Origin of the sequence: Rhizobium sp. AG207R (assembly GCF_027109195.1) — a bacterium.
Lineage (GTDB): Bacteria > Pseudomonadota > Alphaproteobacteria > Rhizobiales > Rhizobiaceae > Rhizobium > Rhizobium dioscoreae.
Map to the genome: position 1 here is coordinate 159079 of NZ_JAEPVT010000001.1, position 20484 is coordinate 179562.

Consider the following 20484-nt stretch of genomic DNA (forward strand, 5'->3'; position numbering starts at 1 on the left):
CATGATCAAGGCAATCGCCTGGGATGTCGACGGGACGCTGATCGACAGCGAACCGGTTCACCACAAGGCGCTAATGGCCGTTTCGGAGCGCTATGGCGTCAACATTGCTGCCGATGATACGCGTTTCATCGGGGTGGCGATGAGCGATGTCTGGACGACGCTCGCACCGCTCTATCCGCTGGGACTTGGCCCGGAGACTTGGATCGCCGAGATTGTCGAAGCCTATATTGAGCGGACCGCCGAATTGCAACCGATTGCTGGCGCGCGGGAGACGGTGCTTGCGCTAGCCGAGTCCGGGCTTGTTCAATGCGCGGTTTCCAATTCGTCTCGCCGCATCGTCGAGGCCAATCTTAAGGCTATGGGGCTCGACCGCGCGATGGCCTTTGCGATCGGGCGCGAGGATGTAGTGCACGGCAAGCCCGATCCCGAGCCCTATCGGCTTGCCAGCGGGCGTCTTGGCCTTGATGCTTCGCACATGCTGGCCGTCGAGGATAGCGTCGTGGGCGCGGCCTCGGCGCGGGCGGCGGGCATGCCGGTGCTGCGCTATGGCGCGGATTTCACCGACTTCGCGGCGATCCTCGACCTGGTTGAGGAGCGGAGGCTTCGCGCATGATGAATTTCTGGCCCTGTAATCCGCCTGAACGCGCCGCAAAGGCGGCGCTCGTCGTGATTGACATGCAGGTCGATTTCTGCGCGCCGGGCGGGTGGGTCGATCAGTTGGGCGAGGATGTCAACAATACGCGCTCCATCATCCCGGCCGTTGCCGAGGCCCTGACAATCGCGCGGGCCGCGGGCCTAGCCGTCTTCCACACCCGAGAGGGCCATAAGCCGGACCTGTCGGATCTACCGGCCAACAAGCAATGGCGCACCCGCATCCATGGGCTCGGCATCGGCGATGAAGGTGCTTCCGGGCGCATCCTCGTGCGCGGCGAACCCGGCTTCGAAATCGTTCCCGAGCTTGCGCCGCTCGCTGGCGAAATGGTGATCGACAAGCCGGGCAAGTCGGGTTTCCACGCGACCGATTTCGATGCGCGGCTGACGGCTCTAGGCATCACCCATCTCATCGTCATCGGCGTCACCTCCGATTGCTGTGTGCAATCGACCTTCAGAGACGGCTTCGAGCGCGGTTATGAATGCGTCATTCTCGAAGACTGCACGGCAGCGGTCGAAACGGCCAATCACGAAGCGACGATGGATATCTTGAAAGCCTTCGGCGGCCGCTGGGGGACAGTGTCCGATCTCGCGAGCTTCCGCGCCGCCGTGGAGGCGCTTCATGGCTGACAACTTCCCCGGCGTTGCCGCCGCCCCGTATTCCTGGCCCTTCGACGGGCAATGGAGCGCTGCCGACAGCGCGCTTCTCATCCTGGGGTTCCAGAACGGTACGATCGCCGCACTCGGTGCGGAGCCGGAGGCTGCTGTTGCGGCAAAGCTGATCGCATGCGCCCGGGAAGCCGGCCTGCCGGTGATTGCGAGCCGGCGCGGCCGCAGCGAGACGCTTTCCCCGGCTGCTGCCCGGCGCGCCGCCATGGGCGATCCCGTCTTTGCGCCCGGGACGTCGGAATGGCAGCTTTCCGACATGCTCGGCCTGCAGGTGGAGGCTTTGATCTTCGACCATCCGGGCGACAATGCCTTCTATTCGACTGGGCTCGAAGCCTGGTTGCGGCGGCGCGGCATCCGCAATCTGGTGCTGGCGGGTGTTCCAACCGAGGGCCTGCTGCACGCGACCCAACGTGCTGCCAATGACATGGGCTTCGAATGCATCGCCGTTTCCGATGCGTGCAAGGGAACGACGGATGCACGTCATGCCGGGCAATTGCGCATCACCGTCTTCGGCAACGGGCTTTTTGGCACCGTGACGTGCTCGGATCAACTGCTCTCGGCGCTGAGGGCGCCCATCCCGACCTGAAGAGGATCGACATGTCTGATTTTCACTGGCCGGCCGAGACCGGCAGCCTCGACTTCCATACGCTGACAGCTGCCTATGCGTCCGGTCAACTCAAGCCTTCCACGGTCGTCAACGCCATCTATGACCGGATCGAGGCGCGGGGTGACGACCATGTATGGATCTATCTTGTCTCCCGCGCCGACGCACTGAGAGCGGCAGAGGAATTGGAGAATGCCGGCTATGACGGCCGTCCTCTCTGGGGGATTCCTTTTTCGATCAAGGATTGCAACGACGTTATCGGCCTACCGACGACGAATGCGCTGAAAGAGGGGACCTATATAGCCGAAAGCACCGGTCAGGCCGTGACTCGCCTTTTCGACAATGGCGCGATCCTGATCGGCAAGACCAACATGGACCAGTTCGGCATCGGCCTTGTCGGCATGCGCACGCCGTATGGTGCGTGTTCGTCGGTGTTCAACGATGATTATATTTCCGGTGGTTCCAGTTCCGGTTCTGGTGTTTCCGTGGCGGCAGGGCTTTCCAGCTTCTCGATCGCCAATGACGCCGCCGGCTCCGGCCGCGTGCCGGCGGGCTTCAACAATATCGTCGGGATCAAGCCGACGCCGGGCATTGTCAGCAATGCCTGCGTATCGGGCGGCGGCTGCGTGAAGACGATCGAGACCGTGTCCGTCTTCGCGCTGACGGTGGAGGATGGCATGGCGGTCATGCGCGTCATCACCGGCTACGATCCGACCTATCCCTTTTCCAAGCCCGAGGCCGATCATGTCGCGCTCGACATGCGGCCGGCCCCGCCGAAGTTCCGCTTCGGCATTCCTGCCGGCGCGGCGCTTCGCTTCTTCGGCGATAGCGAGGCGGAGCGGCTGTTCCAGGAAGCCGTCAAGCGGCTGGATGCCATGGGTGGCGTGGCGGTCGAGGTCGATTTCGCCGCATTCGAGGAAACCCAGCGTATTCTCTACGAAGGCCCGTGGATTTCGGAGCGTGCGCTCAGCCTCGATAAGGTGCTGGCCCAGCATGGCGACGCGATCCATCCGGTCACAAAGACGATTCTCGAAAACAGCGGGCAATATTCATCCGTTGATACATTCCGCGCCATTCACCGCATCGCCGAGTTGAAATGCGCGACACGCCCAATCTGGGACGACATCGAAGTGCTTTTGGTGCCGACGACGCCGACGATCTATCGCAAAAGCGAGATTCTCGCCGATCCGATCGCGCTCAACGCGCGCCTCGGTATCTATACCAATTTCGTCAATCTGATGGGGCTTTGCGGGATCGCCGTGCCGAACGGTTTCCGCGTCGACGGGTTGCCCTCGGGTGTCACCTTCCTCGCTCCCGGCATGGCTGAAGCAAAAGCGGCGGCGATCGCGGCTGAATTCCATCATCGCGCCGGCATCGGGCTCGGCATGAACCTCAATCCCTATCCGGCCTATGGCGCCCCAACGGAAATTCCGGCCGGTCACCGCGAGATTGCCGTTGTCGGCGCACATCTGTCCGGCATGCCGCTCAATCATGAACTGACGGAGCGCGGCGGCGTATTCCGTGGCCATACCCGCACGACAGGCGATTATCGGCTTTATGCGCTCACCGGCACGACACCGGCCAAGCCCGGTCTCGTTCGCGATCCGAACGCCAAGGGGCCGGGCATCGAGGTCGAGATCTGGTCACTGCCGCTCGCAGGCTTTGCCGATTTCATCGAGCGCATTCCGCAACCGCTGGGGATCGGTAAGGTCGCGCTCGAGAGCGGTCGCCAGGTATCCGGATTCCTTTGCGAGACCGTGGCGCTGAACGGCGCGATCGACATTACCGCGCATGCCGGCTGGAAGAATTATCTGGCTTCGAAAGCGGCTTGAGAAAGGTGCTCGCGGGGAGCGTTTCCGTTAAAACCGGAAGCATATGAAGCGCTTCGGACGTTTTGTTTGTCTTGCTCGAAATGCCAAAAAGGCCCCGCGAGATGCCCACCTTTTTAATCGTCGGAGTTTGTCCGCTCAGTTGATGCCTTTGGTCAGTCCCTGCACGAAATAGCGGTTGAGGACGAGGACGATGAGCACGATTGGCACGGTCGAGAAATGCGCCAACGCCCCCAGCGTCCCCCAGGTGATATCCTTTGTGCCGTAGGCCGAAAGTAACGCCACCGAGATCGGCTTGGAATCGAGCCGTGTCAGGAACATGGCGAAGAGGAAGTCGTTCCACGAGAAGAGCACGCAAAAGAGTGCGGAGGCGATGATGCCGGAACGCACCGCGGGCAAAGATACTTTCCAGAAGGCGCTGAACTGCCGGCAGCCATCCGTCAGCGCCGCTTCTTCCAGCTCCTGCGGCAGGCCACGGAAATAGGAATACATCATCCAGCTCACGAAGGCGGTGTTAAGCACGCAATTGATGAGGACGACGCTGAACCAGCTGCCGATAAGGCCGATATCGCGCATCAGCAGATAGAACGGGATAAGCGCCGCGACAGCGGGGACCATGCGGATCGTCATGAAGAAATAAGCAACGCCCATGGCGGCAGGATGTCTCGAGCGGGCGAGCGCATAGCCGGCAGGAACGCCGAGTATCAGCGAAAACAGCATCGAGCCGCCTGCAATCAAGAGGCTGGAAGCGATGAGGCTGCCGACATCGAAGATTCGCAGCGCATTGCGGAACTGGTCCAGCGTCGGCGTGAAGAAGAGATGCGGCGGAATGGAGAAGATCGCGTTCGACGGTTTGTAGGCGGTCATGGCGAGCCACAGGAAGGGCAGCAGGAAGAAGACGAGGGTCAGCAGCAGGAAGCCGCGTCGTGCCGTGTCAAAGACCATGGAGCGTCGCGTCATCGGCCGTTGGCCTTCTTGTCGAAATGGCGGATCATGAGGATGAAGCAGGTGGCGATGATCGCCACACAGAGAAGCGCGATGTTGGAAATCGCCGACGCCTTGCCGATATTGAAGAAGCTCAGGCCCTCCTTCACCGCATAGACCATGAGCATGTTGGTCGAATTGCCCGGTCCGCCACCGGTCGTCACGAACACGCTGTCAAAGACGCGGAAGGCGTCGATGGTGCGCAGCGTCAGCGCCAGCATGACGGCTGGCAGCATGAGCGGCAAGGTGATGGAACGGAAGGTGCGCCAGGCGGTTGCTCCGTCGACGGCGGCGGCCTCCAGGAGGTCGCCGGGCAGCGCCTTTAGGCCGGCCAGCAGAATGAGCGCGACGAGCGGCGTCCATTCCCAGATGTCGATGAAGATGAGCGTGGCCAGCGCGGTCGACGGCGTGGCGAAGAGGCCGCGCGGATCGGTGATACCCCACTGGGCAAGATAATAGCCGACCATGCCGTAGTCGGCGAGCAGCAAGCCCTTGAAGATGAGACCGACGACCAGCGGCGTGATGGTGACGGGAACAAGGATCAATGTCAGGCAGACGCGATTAAACCGGTCGTCGCGCCAGAGCGCCAGCGCGATGACAAAGCCGAAGATGAGTTCGATGGCGACGGAAAAGACGGTGAAGATCACCGTATTGGCGATGGCGCCGCGAAAATCGGCGTCTGCCAGCAGGTTGAAGTAATTGTCGATGCCGACGAAATGCGTCCGCGCCGGTTTCAGCAGATTGTATTCGTATAGGCTGTACCACATGCCTTTTACGAGCGGGAAGACGCCGAGCGCGATCACATAGGCGACGGCGGGGAGCGCCATGGCAAGCAGGAACAATTTTCGCCGCGTGGCAAAAGGGACAGGCGAGAAGCCCGTGGCCGCCTTGCTTTCAACGGAGCTGGTCAGGTTCATCGCGTAATTCGTCATCACCGAATGGCCGCTTGCTTCGCGTTTCGATCTGAGAGGAAAACGGGCCGGCGTGCAAACGGAATCTTGCTTTCAGCGTACCGCTGAAGCTCGCGCGACCAGCGCCCTCGAAAATGAAAGGCCCGCATCACGGTCTTTCGTGAAGCGGGCCTGTTCTTAGAACAGCTTGGCGGCTGCTTCCTGCGCCGCGTCAAGCGCGGCCTTGGGCTCGACCGTACCAACGAGGACGGAGTTGACTGCCGTGCCCAGGATGTCCTGGATTTCCGGATACTCCGGAATGCGCGGGCGATAGTCGCCGTCGCCGTTCTCGAAGACTTCGTTGAGGACAGGCAGGAATGGATACTTGGCGTTCAGCTCCTTGTCGGTAACCGTGCTCTTGCGGATGTAGCTGCCCGCACCGAGCATATTCATCTCCTTCTGGATCTTCGGACTGGTGACCCATTTGATGAAGGTCCAGGCGGCTTCTTTCTGCTTGTCCTTCGCATCGGCGTTGATGGCCATGCCCCAGCCGCCGATTCCGTAGATCTTCGGTAAACCCTTACCGCGCGGAGCAAGCGCGACATCGACCTTGCCGACCACCTTCGACGTCTTCGGATCGTAATAGCCGGGCGCGCCGACAGACCAAGTCTGCATCGTGGCGGCAATCCCTTGGCGGAAGCTTTCCTCGCGGCCGCCCCAGTCATAATCGGCGGCACCGGGAGGAGCTGCCTTCTTGAAGAGATCGCGATAAACAGTCAGGCTCTTGATATTGGCTTCGGAATTGAGCGCCGGCTTGCCGTCCTTGTCGAGGATGGCGCCGCCCATTTCGGCGTTATATTGCATCCAGTCCTGAGCGACCGCCGGGCCTTTCTGGCCGTTGGCGACAAAGCCGTACTGCTTCTTGGCCGGGTCGGTCAGCTTATAGGCGGCGGCAACCAGATCTTCCATCGTTTCCGGCGCCTTCAGGCCGGCGGCATCGAAGAGATCCTTGCGATAGGCGAGAACGTTGGCATAGCCGGCAAAGGGGTAGGCGACCTGCTTGCCTTTGTAGTTGCCGAGCGCTTCCATGAGCTTGGGATAGATGTCGGCGGTATCGAGCTCCTTGGCATCGCGCTTCATCAGGTCGTTGAGATCAATCGTATAGCCATTGGCGGCGAACTGCCCTGCCCAGACGATGTCCATGGTGATCAGGTCATAGCCGGCGGTGTGGCCCACGAAATCGGCGGTCGTCTTCGTCAGCAGAGAGCCGTAATCCATGATGTCGACCTTGATCTCTGCGCCGGTCGCTTCCTTGAACTCGGGCGCGATCTGCGCCAGCACGGCCGAAAACTGGTCGTTCATGGATGCCAGATTGAGAGTGATGCCGGCCAGCGGCTTGTCGGCGGCCTGCGCCATGCCCGCTGTCAGGGCAAGGATGCAAACGGTAGCAAATTTCTGAAAATTCCCCTTCATGAATGTCATTAGTGTTCTCCTTTTCATGATTGATTGCCACTATACATCAAACAAAAACGCACTCAAGTACACTTGACAAAAAAGCAATAACGGCCTGAATATAACAAAATTGAACAATATCGCTCATTTTTTGCTTGATGATTGTGCAATATGCCTCGTTTTTGCGCATCGGCCGGCTTGCTTAAGAGACTGCGGTCATGCCGGACTTGGCGCGAGGCCGTGTCAAAGAAAAAAATGTCAGGATCGAACATGAATGGGGGTCTCAGCATATCGCGACTTGAAACGCTAGAAAAACGGCTCGTCGCCGAGATGGAGGCCACGGAAGCGCTCGGGCGGGTCTGGGCTCCAGCACCGGAGCCAGGACCTGCTTGTATCTCGCGCTATAATGTCGTGATCTGTGGGGCCGGCATGTCGGGGCTCGCTATCGCCTTTGGCCTGAAACGGCGTGGGGTTGCGGGCGTTCAGGTGATCGACAAGGCCGGGAAGGGGCGGGAAGGGCCTTGGATCGGCTGCGCGCGCATGAAGACGCTGCGCTCGCCGAAATATCTCGCGGGGCCGGATTTTGGCCTGCCGTCGCTGACGCCGCGCGCCTGGTACGAAGCCGTCCATGGCACAGACGCCTATGAAAGCCTCGACAAGATGTCACGGCAAGACTGGATGGCCTATCTCGGCTGGTATCGTGCGGTGACGGAGCCCGATGTGGCCAACGGCACGAGCCTTGCCGGTATCTCGCAAGTCGGAGGCTGGTTGCGGCTTGCGCTCGAAGCGGACGGTGAAACGCGACAGATCGAATGCCATCGGCTTGTGCTGGCGACCGGTATTGATGGCGGCGGCGCGCCCATGATCCCCGATTTCGTTCGTACCTTGCCCAAGTCGTACTGGACCCATAGTGCCGAGATCGCAGACGACAGCCATCTCAAGGATCGAGATGTCGCCATTCTGGGTTCGGCGACCTCCAGCTTCGACTGGGCGGTGACGGCTTTGGAAAAGGGTGCGAAAAGCGTGGCGATGATCGGCCGCTCGCGCAATTTCGGCCGGACGGAAGTGTTGGCCTGGACCAATTTTCCGGGCTTCCTCGGTCATTTCGGCGATCTGTCGGATCTGCAAAAATGGCGCTATATGCGGCTATACAATGGCTTCAAGATCCCGCCGACACAGGATCAGTTCGACCGTGTCGTGTCCGATCCGCGCTTCACGATGGCGCTGGGCCACAAGGTGCAGTCCGTGACATTGGATGCCGCGCGGGTTGTGATCGAAAGCGACAGCGGCATGTTCAGCGCCGATCATCTCCTGCTTGGAACCGGTTATACGATCGATTTCAACCAGCGCGCGGAATTGAAGAGCATTGCGCCGCATGTTGCTTTCTGGTCCGATCGTTTCACGCCGCCGGATGGCGAGGCATCGGCCGAGATCGCGGCCCATCCCTATCTCGGGCGCGGCTTCGAACTCACGCCGAAGAATGCGGCGACCCACGGCTGGCTGTCGCACATCCATTTGTTTAATTGTTCAGCCATTGCTAGCCTAGGCCCGATCAGTAACGGTGTGACTGGCATGAAATACGGTCTGCCGCGCATCGTCGATGCGGTTGTGGGTGGTCTCTTTCACGAGGCGGCCGACGATTTTCTCCGTGACCTTGCGGCCTATCGGGAGCATCATTTCGATCCGCGCGGCTATGATGGAGACCTTGAAGGCATGAAGGAAGTGTCATCATGACAATCATACCTACGTTTCCGCTCGACAGGGTTCTGGAAAGGGCTCGGCGTGACAGCGTGGAATTTCCCTATCTGCTCGCCAATCACGTTCCAATGGTCCTCGTGGCGCTCGATCGCATGGGCGCGACCCCTGAGCGTCTCGACGAATGGTACGAGATTTATCGCGTGGCAAACCAGCTCGTTCCCGCGCCGCCAACCGTGGCCCCGATCGAGCGTGAGCATTGGGACGTGGCGCTCGGTGACCGGACACGGGAATCAGATTATCGCGCCTATTTCGTCGCGGAAGTCGAACGGCTCGGGACCGATGCCGCGATCCGCCATTATTTGCCTCGGCTTATCCAGGGTGTGGCCGGCAGTGCGCTGCACCCGCTGATGCGGCTGGCTTACGCGGTGCTCAATAGCGACCCAGCGGAAGTGGGAACGGCGCTCGGATACTGGGCAACCTGTTATCTGCCCTTGCCCGATCCGACTGGGATAAAACCGGACACGGACGATCCGGCAGCGATTCTCGCTGCTATGAATGATGTTGCCGGCGCACACGACTATGTGCCTGAAACCGATCTTCTCTGGCACAATATACGCGAAGTCGCCGCCTTGCCGGACTTTCCGCCGGTGATCGATCGCTTGCGCATTGATGAAGCGACACCGAAACGCATGGCGGAGACGGCCCTGGCCCTATTCGCCGCGACCATGGATTTCTCGGCGCTCCACGCCGTTACCGGCTTGCATTGGGCTCGGTTGGTCGCGCCGCATCTGGATGCTCCGCTGCCGCTCTACCGTGCCTTTTGGCAGGTGATTGCCACACTCGTTCCGAAGATCGGCTTCCCGGTGCTTCCGACCGCCGAAGCCCTTCAGGTGATGCGTGAGATGCAGGTGCCGGACTGGCCGGAGATAAGGGCCGCCGCGGTGGCCTCTAACGACGAACACGACGTTAGCCTGGTCTTTTCGGCGTTGCAGGAACACCTGGCCTGGGGTGATCCTCTTTATCGAGTCGTGGCGGCGCGCCGCGTCCGGCTGATCTAGAGGTTGGCGTGCTGAGTTTCAGCTCAATTTGAGCCACTTTTTCATTTCGCGTTGTACCAACTGAGTGCAATTATGGTGTTGATCGAAAACATTTTCTTGCGGTGTGGGCGGATCCGTCCAGAATAAAAAAGTGAATTAAATTCGTGCGATAATCAACACTCCGACATCACTTCCTCACCCTCTTCCACTAATCCCATCATCCCCTTGCAGGGCTTCGCCCTTGCGGATGATCCCAGGATGCGCAGACATTCGTTCAGGCGCTCCACCTGAGTTTCGGTCTCGGCCAGATGTTTTTCCAACAGAGTCTGCAGCTGTACTGAGCGTGCACTCTTCTGCATTGTGGGAAGCGCCTTCACCAACTGCTTCTCCGCATGCAAGAGATCTCGTAGTTCATCGAGAAGCACGGCTTCAATCGCCTCTGATGCTTCTGGCGGGGCGCTGCGGGCCGCGATCTTCGTGGCTTTGTCCGGGGCGCCTCTCAAGTCTTGAAAGGCCGGAGCTTCGACAAACTTCCACGGCTCGCCCTCGTTCCAGGGGCCGCGCGTGTCTACCTCGCCAAGATCGCCTTCCCCGGTCGAATCGTTGAAGAACTGATCAACCAGCCCGGCCGTGGGCGCAATCCTGCCGACGCTGAGCGGCGGCTTTCCCATGCTTTCGAGCGCAAGCTGGAATGCCCGCATGTGAGTGATTTCCCTGGTCATCAAGAATTGAAGAGCGTCCTTCGTTCCGGGATCGCGACAAAAATCGATCAGGCGCTCGTAAACGATCTTGGCGCGCGCTTCCGCGGCAATATTGCTTCGGAGGTCGACATCGAGTTCGCCTGTGATCTTCAGATAATCGGCTGTCCACGGATTACCCATCGAGTTAAACAGGTTCACGCCACCACCTCCAGCGATAGCGATCAGAGGATCGGCCTCGGCTTCTTCGCGCACTGACTTCAGTGGCTTGAGGTGCATTCTTGCGAGCGTACCGACAATTTCAAGGTGGCTGAGCTCCTCGGTGCCGATGTCCATCAACAGGTCCTTGCGACCAGCGTCTTCGCAGTTAAGGCCTTGGATCGAGTACTGCATCGCTGCGGCCAGTTCGCCGTTTGCCCCTCCAAACTGCTCCAGCAGCATGTTTCCGAACTTCGGGTCCGGTTCGTCCACACGAACGGTATACATAAGCTTCTTGACATGATGATACACGGGCGGCGTCCTCCTTGGTTGCCGCGCTCGAACACCAGCGGCTGAGGTTTGTTCCGGCTCTCATCAAAAATGGCTGGCCAATGAACCAGGCGGAAGCAATCCGCGCGAACCTCTCTTGGCCGCTAGGTTTAATTCCGCCCATGTTCGTTGACCGAACTCAGAAATAATTGTCGGTAAGCATGCCAGCTATGCGAGCCCGGGAAAAAACGACCGGAAGTCGTTATTTTGAGCGATTGAGAGTCTTTAGCCCGTTAGGTGGTGGTCGATCTCTCCCGGGCGAAATTCACACGGATAGATGAGTGCCCGCTCGACATCGGCTTTGCTCAAGAGTTTTTCGATGACGCCAATGGCTGATTTGTTGGTAGCGACCACCTCCGGCTTCGCGATCGCAAAGATCACCGTAACGTTGTACTCCTGAACGAGATGGTCCGCCACCATCGGACCGCTTCTCCCGTCGCTCAAATGGACATCGATCAGAGCTATATCGGCAATTGCGCCGAGGGCCTGCTCTTCATTGAAGCTTCTTGCGAGCCCGACAAGGGCATAACCGAGCGATGATATCGTATGCTCTAGATCCGCCGCGAGCTAGGAGGCGTGACGCAGGTTGCCGTCATACGTCGATCCGCGAAACTCGGCGATGAGGGTCGGCCATACGAAGGCCAGGTTCTTTCCCTTGAGCGGCACGGCAAGTCGGCTGGTTTTCAGGGTGTCGAGTGTCTTCCTGAGGTAGGCGGCATCCTTGGCATCGAAGCCGGTTCCCACCCACCGACATAGATCCAGTCGCGTCCCTTGTGGCCGGCAACAAGAAGGCTTCCGATGCCCCGCGGGCGGAGGCTGATTGCTCATAGCCGACGATCATTAAGCTTTTGCTTTGCACACATTTGATCTTTATCCAGTCCCCAGTTCGCCCGCAGCGATAGGGTCGATCCCAGTGTTTCGCGATCATACGCTCGAGCACCCTGGAACAGGCCTTGGCGAGAAGTGCCGCGCCATCGCCTCGAATTCTTCGGAGCTGTATTGCGCCTGCGGCGCCATCGAGAGAATCCTCAGGCAGATGCCGGCGGACGGAAAGTTCCATTCCCGTGAGATCATGGCCGTTGAAATAAAGCGGATCGAAGGCAAAAATGACCGCTTCCGCCGGGGCTCGCTTGCCGCCGCGTCCGACGAGCGAGCGCTGCAACGCCCCAAAAGTCCGAGTACCCCTTGTTATCGAACACAATGGCCTCGCCATCGAGAATGGCGGTGTCGACATCCAGTTTCCGCGCGGCATTGGTGATAGCTGGAAAGTGATGGGTCCAATCGTGGCCTCCGCGTGTAATGACGCGCATACGTTTCCGCTCAATATGGACACATGGGCGATAGCCGTTTCACTTTAAGCGCCCGGTCAGGGCCTTCCGGCGGATCCGTCTTCAAGAGAGCGAGACACGGCTCGATACGGTCCGACATTTAGCCAAAGGGAAGATTTGGGCTGGGCAGGGTCACGGCGTTGGGCGGGCTTCGACCGGGCGACCCAGGCGAGCCGTGTTGCAGGGGCAACTCGGTCATGAGCGATCTTAAAAGTGAGTCTGGAAAACGGTCACTTTTTATTCAGCGGGCATGAGTTTCGCGTTCGGCTCGGCCTTGTGTCGCGAAGCCTACGACTTCACCTGTCTAAACAGCCAATCTCTAGCAGCGTTGATGTAGAAAAACTTCCGCGCGGAACCCATGTGGTCGACACCCTTGAATGTGAGAAATGTAATGTTGCTGTCCTCATTCAGGTAACCGTTGATCTGATTGCTCAGTACTTTCTGATTATTGACTGGGAATATAAGTGCTGGATCGAGCTGCTCGGCTGGCCGAGTTACTTTGGCACCCGCGTTTCTCCATACTGGCACGCACTTCTCGTTCCAGGGTGTCGCCTTGTTGTCCTCGGTACCCGTGATAATCAGGACCTTCTGCTTGGCAAGCGCGACAACATCGCTAGGTCGCTGCTGGCCAGCGATTATGAGCCCGGCTGCAAAAGTCTCTGGATGTTTTGCCATCAGCCAGAGGGAACTCATCGCGCCCATCGACCATCCGGTGCAGTAGACCCTCTTTGGGTCGATCTTCAGCACCTTGTCTCTCCGGTCGTCTAAATTCGGGTTGCCGTAGTTCCATGTGTTGCTCAGCAGAGACTCGACCAGCCGATACGTATTTTCAACGTCGCAAGTGTGCTCCCAATAGTCGTTCATCGTGGTGCGCTCGTAGCGCGGCGTGATAACCACGCATTCATGTTTGTCTTGCTCCTCCGGTAAGGTCCATATGCTCGCGATGCACTGTTCAGTCAGCGTCTGAGCGCATGTGCCGTCGTAGCTCGTTCCCGAATGGGTGATAGCGAGGAGGAGAGGGTAGGCTTTGTTCTCGCCGCCTTTTTCCAGGAACGACTTCGGCAGATAGATACTATATTCGAGCCAAGCGGAACGCGTATCGTCCCACCACCAATGGTTCTGCTCCCAGGCGTCGACGCCGCGGATCACGACGCTGTTTCCGCGCCGGCCGGCATTCGTCCCATACAGTTCCGGTTGCGGCGTAGACCGACCCGCCCACTGTTCTGACGTTCTTGGCCTGTGTCAGCGCGACCTTGTCGCTGTCTGCGGTTGGAAGGCTGAGGTCTGGGTTATGCTCGAATTCGGTGATAACGTACCGGCCGGCAACACTCTTTTGGTCAGGACGCAGCGCCGGCTCTGCATTGGTATAGATGGTGGCGATCGCCCTTGGTTTGGCGGGGGCGGTCGTAGCGTTTTTGTCGGGTTCCCGCGGCATTCCCGGGAAAAATCCTTCGGCGGCCGGGAAGACAGCAGTAGCGTATGTGTCAGTCGTTAAACTGGCTGGATCGATATCGACGTCATATTCAACCGCAATTCCATAAACCTGTTCGCCACCGCCGGTGACTTCGCAGAGTGCATAAATGTTCCGAAGACCTGGACCCTTGTGGCTATTTGATCTCCCGAAGTCGTCTGGTGCGGCCGCCGCGAAGCCGTTTCCAACCTCTGCGCGGGCCTCCCTGCCTCCGAGACCTATTACGGAGGCGGCGCCGGCCAAGGCCGTCCCAATTGCAACAAAATCCCGTCTCGATAGATTGGCCATGAGAGTCTCCTCTTGATGTCAGGCTGGGGCGTCTTGGGACACGCGGGCCGAGTTGTCGGTTTCGATGACATAGAAATAGATGAGCATGCCCACGAAAATCACTCCCGTGAGAAGCGTGCTGGGGATCAGGTCGACTTTGTGGGCAAGCGCATCGCCCGCGCCTGGCCGCCAGTGCGAATAAGGGCTAGTGTCGTCCAGTAGGGTATTGCCTCGCTTAGTTTGCCGTCCTGCCTCCAAAGGGTCGTTGCAAGCGCGACCAGGGCAAAGAGCACGACGGCGGTACCGATCGGCGTGAAACCAAGTCTGAATGATACTGCGTCTCCCCCGATCGTGCCCAGTACACCCGCCAACCATTGTAATCCAGTACATCGGGTTGACGCCTACCGACGTAGCTCCCGAACGCAGCCAATAGGCTCGATAAAGAAGCACGCTCACAACATAGAAACCTAGGACAACAGCCGCGGATATAGAGAAATCGATCTTGTGGTCGTGGAATGCGTCGCCGATGGTCGGAGCGCCGGCGCGAATTATGATGATTGCGGCCCAGAAGAAGAGCGCTGTTTTCCGGGGGCTCGCATGCTCGGCCATGAATACTAGAAGCAGAGCGCCGATGATCCAGGGAAGCCCGGTCACATGCCCAAGGCCAAGACCGTCGGACATAACATCCCCGGTGTTGGTTCCGAAGGTACTGGCTGGCACCAGCGTAAGCCAGTATCGGGCGTTGAGTTTGGGCAGTGTATGCATGACAGGCGCCGTCTCTTCGTCTGGACAACAGTGCAATTTATAGGTACTTATAGGTACCATAATTGTGGCGAACGTTCGACGGGTAACGAGGAGAGGCTTCTTGAGCGATGGCACCGACCAGCCTCCAACTCGTAAGAAACGAGGTCGCCCGCCAACGATGGCGCCAGAGGCGCGTCGCGCTCTCGTTGTCGATGCGGCCTACACGGTTTTTCTAGAAAACGGCTTTGCGGGGACGACCACCGAGATGGTCGCGTCCAAAGCGAGCATATCGAAGCGATCCATCTATGAGCACTTCGCGGGCAAGATCGAGCTGTTCGGGGCAGTAGTGTTGAACAACCGCCATCTGCTCATCGATCTGCCACGCCCATCCGACGAAGGCCTTCCGATGATCGACAAGCTTGTGAAGGTGTTCCGCCTCGATTTGGACAGCCGACGCGACCAGGAACGGGAAGCGCTGCTGAACCTCATCTTGCGAGAGTCCGTCCTCTTTCCCGAGTTGGCGGACTATCTTTACGGGCAAAACATACTCCGGACGCGTGAAGACCTAATCGAATGGCTGGAGGCCGAGCGTGATCGTGGTGCCATAGAGCTGAATGATGTTGTGCTGTGCGCCGGCATGCTGATGGACATCGCCTTTGGAGCGCTGCTGCCCAGAAGGCGACAACAGGGCGACGAAGCAAGAGACCAGCGGAAGCAGGAGATTCGTCAGCGCTTTCAGATATTTCTCAGAGGCATCGCGCATTACGCCGAGCGCTAAGTGGGCTTACCGGCGATGACCGCTACGGAATGATCGGTAATAGGCTGGGAAGGGTCGGCATTATAGCCTAATCACGCGGGACGTGGTCAGACTGTTTTCGGCGTGGGATATCCGACGACGTGGCCGTGACGCCGGCGCGTCGAGCAACCTACTTGCACGATCTCAAAACGTCCTATTATATTCAACAGGCTGGTCTGCTCGATCTGGGAGACAAGGGATGATCCCACTGACGAAATTGAAGCCGAGCGCTTTCTATTGGGCGACGCGGAAAGACGATCGGGAGGAAGGAGCGCAGATTGTTCAAGTGTCCACAATATTTGGTGAGGACCCAGAATATTGGACCGTTGCTTGTCTGGGCTCGGACGAGCATCGCATGCCTGCAGATTTCGAATTCATTGTCAGGATTGTTCCACCGGGTTCCAAACTCGCGATTGATTTGGCCGCGCAGTGATTACATTCGCATCTCTTTCGCCAGCCGCGACTTAGATCTCTTCGCCGCCGCGCGCATTTTTCCCAGCCCAACTCCCGGACCTTGTTTCCGGGGTTTTTTATTTCGATAATAAACCTCCACCTGCGGCGGAGGGCTGGACGAGTTCTACACGGTATTTGAGAGACCTCCTGCTTGAACCGCTGGGGTGGCCCAGACTTCGAACAAGGAGGTTTTATGGATGAGCAGACGCTCTCGCATGCGCTGCTTTCCCAGATCGGCACTAATCATGCTGTACACCATCGAACGGAAGAAGGTCGGGGTTTATCAACTATTATGAATCCTTCACCTTCATTCCGAATGTGCGAGGTGAGATCGGAAAGTGGCAAGAAAGAGATGACGCTGCACGGCAACATTGCCTCCTTCCGGAGCATCTTCATTCGAGATCGATACGCGCATCATCGTGTTCTCCCATATCGATGATAAAGGACATTATCATGCATTTCAGGGAGCTGGTGAACGGCCAAATGGTCGTGCGTTCGAATCTCATCATCTCCTTCAGCCGCAAAAAGCGATCGGCCAACGACATCTCTTGGTAGCAGGCGCTCTCAAGACCATAATGCGGGGGAAGGCGGGAATGATCAGTACTTCAGAGGTTGTGAATACACGCACGGCGATATTTGCCCGATTAGAAAAACCAATCGCGTAAACGGTTGGGCTGCCCGTCTCCTTGATCGACACATCGCATGATTTTCGAAATTCAATTCGCTCTGATGATTCGTATTTCAGGCGCTAAGCGGCCCGAATGAGGCTGTTCAGAGAGCCGTCAAAGAGGTGCTGAACTCCTATTCGGTTGCCATTTGGACACAATGGTAAACAACCGAACTGTCACAATTCACTATTTGTTAGGTCCGGATATTGCCTCCCGCCTTCTGGTTGATATTTCTGCCTTGCTTCTAACATCCGAAGGAGATTCCGGAATGCGGAAATGGGCGGCGATTTTACCCTTGGTTGCACTCAGCGCCTGCGCGGGACCATCCGATGGACCGAGCGCCCTCAATATTCGCAACGCAAGGATGCCCGATACCCAGCGGAAGATTCCGGTCGTGCCGCTCTCGGAGGCTCCGATGGGTGCGCAGATCGTCGCATCGTCCCATGCGTACACGGATCAGGGATTGGCAAGCCTACGCTCGGGCGGCGTTTCGGATGCACGCCTGCGGCCGGGCGACGTGTTCGACGTAACGGTGCTGGATACCGGCGAGGACGGATTGCTGTCCGCCACCCAAAGCAAGTCCCTCAATCTCGGCCGCTTCACCGTCGATTCTCGCGGTTTCGTCACCATGCCATACGTCGGCAAGCAGCGCGTCATCGATTCCACGCCGGAAGGCCTGCAGTCGAAGATCGTCACCGCCCTCAAAGGCTCCTCGGTCAATCCTCAGGCTGTCGTGACGGTCGTCGACAAGCCGTCCAGCGCCGTAACAGTCGATGGCAAGGTGCGCTCCGCCGGCCGCTTCCCGTTGACAGCCCGTGGGGAGCGCGTGCTTGACGTTCTTGCGCTCGCCGGCGGCGCATCGTCCGCGCCGGCCAACACGACGGTGACGCTGACGCGCGGTTCGCAAAGAGCAAGCGCGCCTCTGGATCGCATCCTTCAGGATAGCAAGCAGAACGTGCGCCTCCTGCCTGGCGATCAACTGTTCGTCAGTGGCTCTTTGCAGACGTTCACGGCGCTCGGCGCCTTCAAGAGCGTCGGCGAGTTCCCACTTGAGCCTGGCCAGACCACCTTGGCGCAGGCGCTCGCCCGTGCCGGCGGCCTGCTCGATGACCGCGCGGACTCCCGCAACTTCTATCTTTTCCGAAACCAGAAGAGCTACTCGCAGGTTGCGTCGGGCGCAGCCAAGAGTTCCAGCGCTCCGGCCGTTGTTTCGGTCAAGCCGATCATCTACAGCGTCAATCTCAAGCAAGTCTCGAATTTCGTGCTGATGCAGCAGTTCAAGATGCAGGATGGCGACACGATCTTCGCCAGCAATGCGGACACGGTCGATTTTGCCAAGCTGTTGACCGTCTATCAGAAGAGCGCGCCGACAGCTGCGGCCCCGCTTCCAGGTAGTTCCTCCTCGAATTGACAGGGCTGAAACTAGATCGCCTCTATCAAGGCAAGGGCCGCCATAGCGTTTGGCGGCCTTTGGGAAGGCGCCGGGTCCGCCAGATGTCGGGCAGCGGCCTTGATTTGAGCGATTGATTCCTGGGCCTCGTCACAATGGTCCAGAAGCAGGTTGATGACGCATCCGGCCGAGTAAAGATCGGCGCTGATCTGCATGGCGGTATCGCCTGAAACCTCCGGCGCTGTGAAGCCAGGCGTCATCGCTTTGGCGATGTCGAGATCGCTGTATCGGCTTCCACATTCTACCGTTGTCCCGAAATCGGCGATTTTCAGCTGATTGAGATCACCATCTTGAAGCAGAAGATTGGCCGGCGAAATATCTCCGTGGACATAACCGGCGTGATGGATCGCGCTCAGTCCGGCGAGCATGGACTTCGCCGCGGCCCTGACATCCGCCTCCGACAGGGAAACTTCCGCCAATCGTTGAGACAAGGATGGCCCAATCCATTCCATAATGAGCGCCGGTCGCCCATCGGGCAGGCGGATGGCACACTGAGTAGTGGCAAGGTCGTTGCAGCGTAGCGACATGCCGATGCTCGCTTCCCGCAGCAGCAAGGCCTTGGCGGTTGCCTCATTCATCCGATCCGGCGGGATCGTTTTCATGACATGAAAGGTGCCGAGATCGCGATGGCGCAACCGCCTGATTTCGGTCCGGTCGTTGCGGTGTACAATTGCTTCGACAAGAAAGGTATTTCCGATCATAGCCGTTTCACCCTCGGGAAGGGATGGCAGGCGTCGGTCCAATGCATCGCGCAATCGATCGATCAGAAGATCGCGCATCATCTTCGGTCGCTCGACATTGCCATCATGGGTGAGGAGATGCAGCAGCTCAGCAAAGCTGGCCGCAATCCTTTTAATGCCCTCGTCGTTGGTATCGCCACTCATGTCGCGCCGATGACAATTGCGCTGACATTTTCGCGGCAATTGGCGATGAGTGCTTCCTGGATCAGCGCCTCGGCCGCTTGTTCCAGCGGCGTCTCGATCAGGATTTCCGCGATGACGCGATCGGTCAGCGTGCGCGAAAGCGGACCGCTTGCAAGCAGGAGCCTGTCGCCGCGTTGAAGCTGGTCGCCAACGGTTTCCGAGACGAATTGATCCTTCAGCCCCAGAGCTCGGCCAAGTGTGCGCCGCAATCCTATGTCGATATGGTCGTGGGTCAACAGCCGCATCATGCCGTCGCGAAGCAGATAGCAGCGTGCATCTCCCGCCCATATCGCCACAAACTCGCCATCTAGCAAGGTCGCGGTCACGACGCTGGCGACGAGAGGCTCGCGTTCGGCGGTGGCAGCCTTGGCGCGTAGGATCGCATGGGCATGGTTGAGCTTGCTCTTGATATCCTGTACCAGCGGCTGCAGCGCTTCACGCTGCGAAATACCGGTAAGGATTCCCGTCGTTATTCTTGCCGCCTCGATGGCGCTGATGCCATCGCCGACACCATCCGCTATCGCGAAGATATGCGGTGCGGCGCTTATAAGAAGCGCATCGGCATTCAATGAGAGACGCGTTCCGGCATGGCTGGCATGGCTGTACGCTATCGCAAAATCTGACGATTCAGTCTTCGCCGTTTGTGGCGCTTCGATTGCGGCAGCAGAGTATATATCCGGCTCGACGCTGACAGGGGTTTTCGGGGCTTCTACCGTGACGAGCTTGACGAAATCCTGTGCGGTGGGAGCGGCCGCGGTGCGGAACCCTTTGCCCTGGCGCGTGCCGGGATTGATACGCCACCAAAGCGAGCCCGGTGCGGGAGCATTGCTCATTGCGGCGGACTGCATCACGCTTGAGTGCTTGTCGATGAATGGCGGGCGAAGCCGCTTGATGCCCTCGACGAAACGGCTCATCGCGAAATCGGCCTTGTCGGAGGTCTCCGCCAGGGCTTCGGCAGCGGTAAACCAGCTATCGTCTTCGCACAGATCACGCAGCTGTCCGGAGAAGCGCTGCAATTGAGCGGCGATAATCAGAGGAAAACTTCGGCCGACGCGGTCACGGCTGGGCAGAAGGACGCCTGCGACAGCAGACGGCCCCCAGACGCCCTTGCCGACGACGAAGCGCCAGGCGGTCGTCGCATGAAACAGCCGGCGCCAATCCGATCCCAATGTCGCTTCCAGTGCGATCAGGCCATTGTGAACCCATTGGTCGAGTTCGCTCTGGAGACGCGAGCCGAGCGCGGCGGAAACGAAATCTCCATGCGTCGGCAATTTTCCGAAAAAGCCGACCGCATCTGCTTGCATCGGCGATTGGGTGCGGGCGAGCGGCTCGTTCATCGGCGGA

The 20484-nt window shown here is 58.9% G+C and carries 18 protein-coding genes and 3 pseudogenes; 9 read left to right on the forward strand and 12 right to left on the reverse strand.

The features are described 5' to 3' along the window. Position 1: 1 nt before the first annotated feature. From JJQ51_RS00650 to atzF, 4 genes are read left to right on the forward strand one after another with little or no spacing between them, the layout of a single operon-like run. Positions 2 to 613 carry an HAD family hydrolase gene (locus tag JJQ51_RS00650; protein ID WP_113352275.1) on the forward strand — a complete coding sequence of 204 codons (612 nt, stop codon included), beginning with the start codon at positions 2 to 4 and terminating at the stop codon, positions 611 to 613. Beyond that, complete coding sequence (locus JJQ51_RS00655) at positions 610 to 1281, forward strand: cysteine hydrolase family protein (RefSeq protein WP_113352274.1); 672 nt, start codon at positions 610 to 612, stop codon at positions 1279 to 1281. Before JJQ51_RS00650 ends, JJQ51_RS00655 begins: the two co-directional genes overlap by 4 nt. Beyond that, complete coding sequence (locus JJQ51_RS00660) at positions 1274 to 1906, forward strand: cysteine hydrolase family protein (protein WP_113390727.1); 633 nt, start codon at positions 1274 to 1276, stop codon at positions 1904 to 1906. Before JJQ51_RS00655 ends, JJQ51_RS00660 begins: the two co-directional genes overlap by 8 nt. 11 nt (positions 1907 to 1917) lie before the next feature. Then, positions 1918 to 3756, forward strand: a complete 1839-nt coding sequence (gene atzF / locus JJQ51_RS00665) for an allophanate hydrolase (RefSeq protein WP_113390726.1) — start codon at positions 1918 to 1920, stop codon at positions 3754 to 3756. 135 nt (positions 3757 to 3891) lie between these two features. On the opposite strand, the gene JJQ51_RS00670 is transcribed toward atzF, so the two are convergent. The 3 genes from JJQ51_RS00670 to JJQ51_RS00680 all read right to left on the reverse strand — a co-directional run bounded on the left by JJQ51_RS00670 (position 3892) and on the right by JJQ51_RS00680 (position 7100). Continuing rightward, complete coding sequence (locus tag JJQ51_RS00670) at positions 3892 to 4698, reverse strand: carbohydrate ABC transporter permease (RefSeq protein ID WP_113390745.1); 807 nt, start codon at positions 4696 to 4698, stop codon at positions 3892 to 3894. Between the two features lie 11 nt (positions 4699 to 4709). Further along, positions 4710 to 5654, reverse strand: coding sequence for a carbohydrate ABC transporter permease (locus JJQ51_RS00675; RefSeq protein ID WP_113390744.1), 945 nt, complete (start codon positions 5652 to 5654; stop codon positions 4710 to 4712). 171 nt (positions 5655 to 5825) lie between these two features. Beyond that, the gene (locus JJQ51_RS00680) at positions 5826 to 7100 is read right to left on the reverse strand and encodes an ABC transporter substrate-binding protein (protein WP_442967280.1); all 1275 of its coding nucleotides are present in this window, start codon (positions 7098 to 7100) and stop codon (positions 5826 to 5828) included. 249 nt (positions 7101 to 7349) lie between these two features. Here JJQ51_RS00680 and JJQ51_RS00685 point away from each other — a divergent pair, with 249 nt between their 5' ends. Beyond that, positions 7350 to 8813, forward strand: a complete 1464-nt coding sequence (locus tag JJQ51_RS00685) for a SidA/IucD/PvdA family monooxygenase (RefSeq protein WP_233790072.1) — start codon at positions 7350 to 7352, stop codon at positions 8811 to 8813. Continuing rightward, on the forward strand, positions 8810 to 9835 hold the full coding sequence (locus JJQ51_RS00690) for a questin oxidase family protein (RefSeq protein WP_113352268.1): 1026 nt from the start codon (positions 8810 to 8812) through the stop codon (positions 9833 to 9835). The genes JJQ51_RS00685 and JJQ51_RS00690 overlap by 4 nt, the downstream gene beginning before the upstream one ends. Before the next feature lie 158 nt (positions 9836 to 9993). Here JJQ51_RS00690 and JJQ51_RS00695 read toward each other — a convergent pair. The 7 genes and pseudogenes from JJQ51_RS00695 to JJQ51_RS32875 form a co-directional block, all read right to left on the reverse strand. Further along, positions 9994 to 11022 (reverse strand): annotated as a pseudogene (locus JJQ51_RS00695) (DUF892 family protein); the annotation flags it as partial. 243 nt (positions 11023 to 11265) lie between these two features. Continuing rightward, positions 11266 to 11460 carry a hypothetical protein gene (locus JJQ51_RS00700; protein ID WP_113352239.1) on the reverse strand — a complete coding sequence of 65 codons (195 nt, stop codon included), beginning with the start codon at positions 11458 to 11460 and terminating at the stop codon, positions 11266 to 11268. A gap of 147 nt (positions 11461 to 11607) precedes the next feature. After that, positions 11608 to 12574, reverse strand: a pseudogene (locus JJQ51_RS00705) (ATP-dependent DNA ligase). 82 nt (positions 12575 to 12656) lie between these two features. Continuing rightward, complete coding sequence (locus JJQ51_RS00710) at positions 12657 to 13517, reverse strand: prolyl oligopeptidase family serine peptidase (protein WP_269244138.1); 861 nt, start codon at positions 13515 to 13517, stop codon at positions 12657 to 12659. Further along, positions 13441 to 14127 carry a hypothetical protein gene (locus JJQ51_RS00715; RefSeq protein WP_269244139.1) on the reverse strand — a complete coding sequence of 229 codons (687 nt, stop codon included), beginning with the start codon at positions 14125 to 14127 and terminating at the stop codon, positions 13441 to 13443. The genes JJQ51_RS00710 and JJQ51_RS00715 overlap by 77 nt, the downstream gene beginning before the upstream one ends. A 125-nt stretch (positions 14128 to 14252) precedes the next feature. After that, positions 14253 to 14477: a hypothetical protein gene (locus JJQ51_RS00720; RefSeq protein ID WP_246661226.1), complete on the reverse strand. Its 225-nt coding sequence runs from the start codon at positions 14475 to 14477 to the stop codon at positions 14253 to 14255. A 232-nt stretch (positions 14478 to 14709) separates the two neighbouring features. Next, a pseudogene (locus JJQ51_RS32875) lies at positions 14710 to 14931 on the reverse strand (hypothetical protein); the annotation flags it as partial. Positions 14932 to 14971: 40 nt separating this feature from the next. On the opposite strand from JJQ51_RS32875, the gene JJQ51_RS00725 reads away from it, so the two are divergent. The 3 genes from JJQ51_RS00725 to JJQ51_RS00735 all read left to right on the forward strand — a co-directional run bounded on the left by JJQ51_RS00725 (position 14972) and on the right by JJQ51_RS00735 (position 18178). Then, positions 14972 to 15628 (forward strand): TetR/AcrR family transcriptional regulator, encoded by a 657-nt coding sequence (locus JJQ51_RS00725; RefSeq protein WP_145322882.1) that lies wholly within the window; start codon positions 14972 to 14974, stop codon positions 15626 to 15628. Between the two features lie 217 nt (positions 15629 to 15845). After that, positions 15846 to 16079, forward strand: coding sequence for a hypothetical protein (locus JJQ51_RS00730; protein ID WP_113352235.1), 234 nt, complete (start codon positions 15846 to 15848; stop codon positions 16077 to 16079). A 956-nt stretch (positions 16080 to 17035) separates the two neighbouring features. Further along, positions 17036 to 18178 carry a polysaccharide biosynthesis/export family protein gene (locus JJQ51_RS00735; RefSeq protein WP_113352234.1) on the forward strand — a complete coding sequence of 381 codons (1143 nt, stop codon included), beginning with the start codon at positions 17036 to 17038 and terminating at the stop codon, positions 18176 to 18178. 11 nt (positions 18179 to 18189) lie between these two features. Here the strand turns inward: JJQ51_RS00735 and JJQ51_RS00740 are convergent, their stop codons facing one another. Next, the gene (locus JJQ51_RS00740; protein ID WP_113352233.1) at positions 18190 to 19101 is read right to left on the reverse strand and encodes a protein kinase domain-containing protein; all 912 of its coding nucleotides are present in this window, start codon (positions 19099 to 19101) and stop codon (positions 18190 to 18192) included. Beyond that, a complete protein-coding gene (gene tagF / locus JJQ51_RS00745) occupies positions 19098 to 20477 on the reverse strand; it encodes a type VI secretion system-associated protein TagF (RefSeq protein ID WP_113352232.1) in 1380 nt (459 codons plus the stop codon). Before tagF ends, JJQ51_RS00740 begins: the two co-directional genes overlap by 4 nt. Positions 20478 to 20484: the final 7 nt, after the last annotated feature.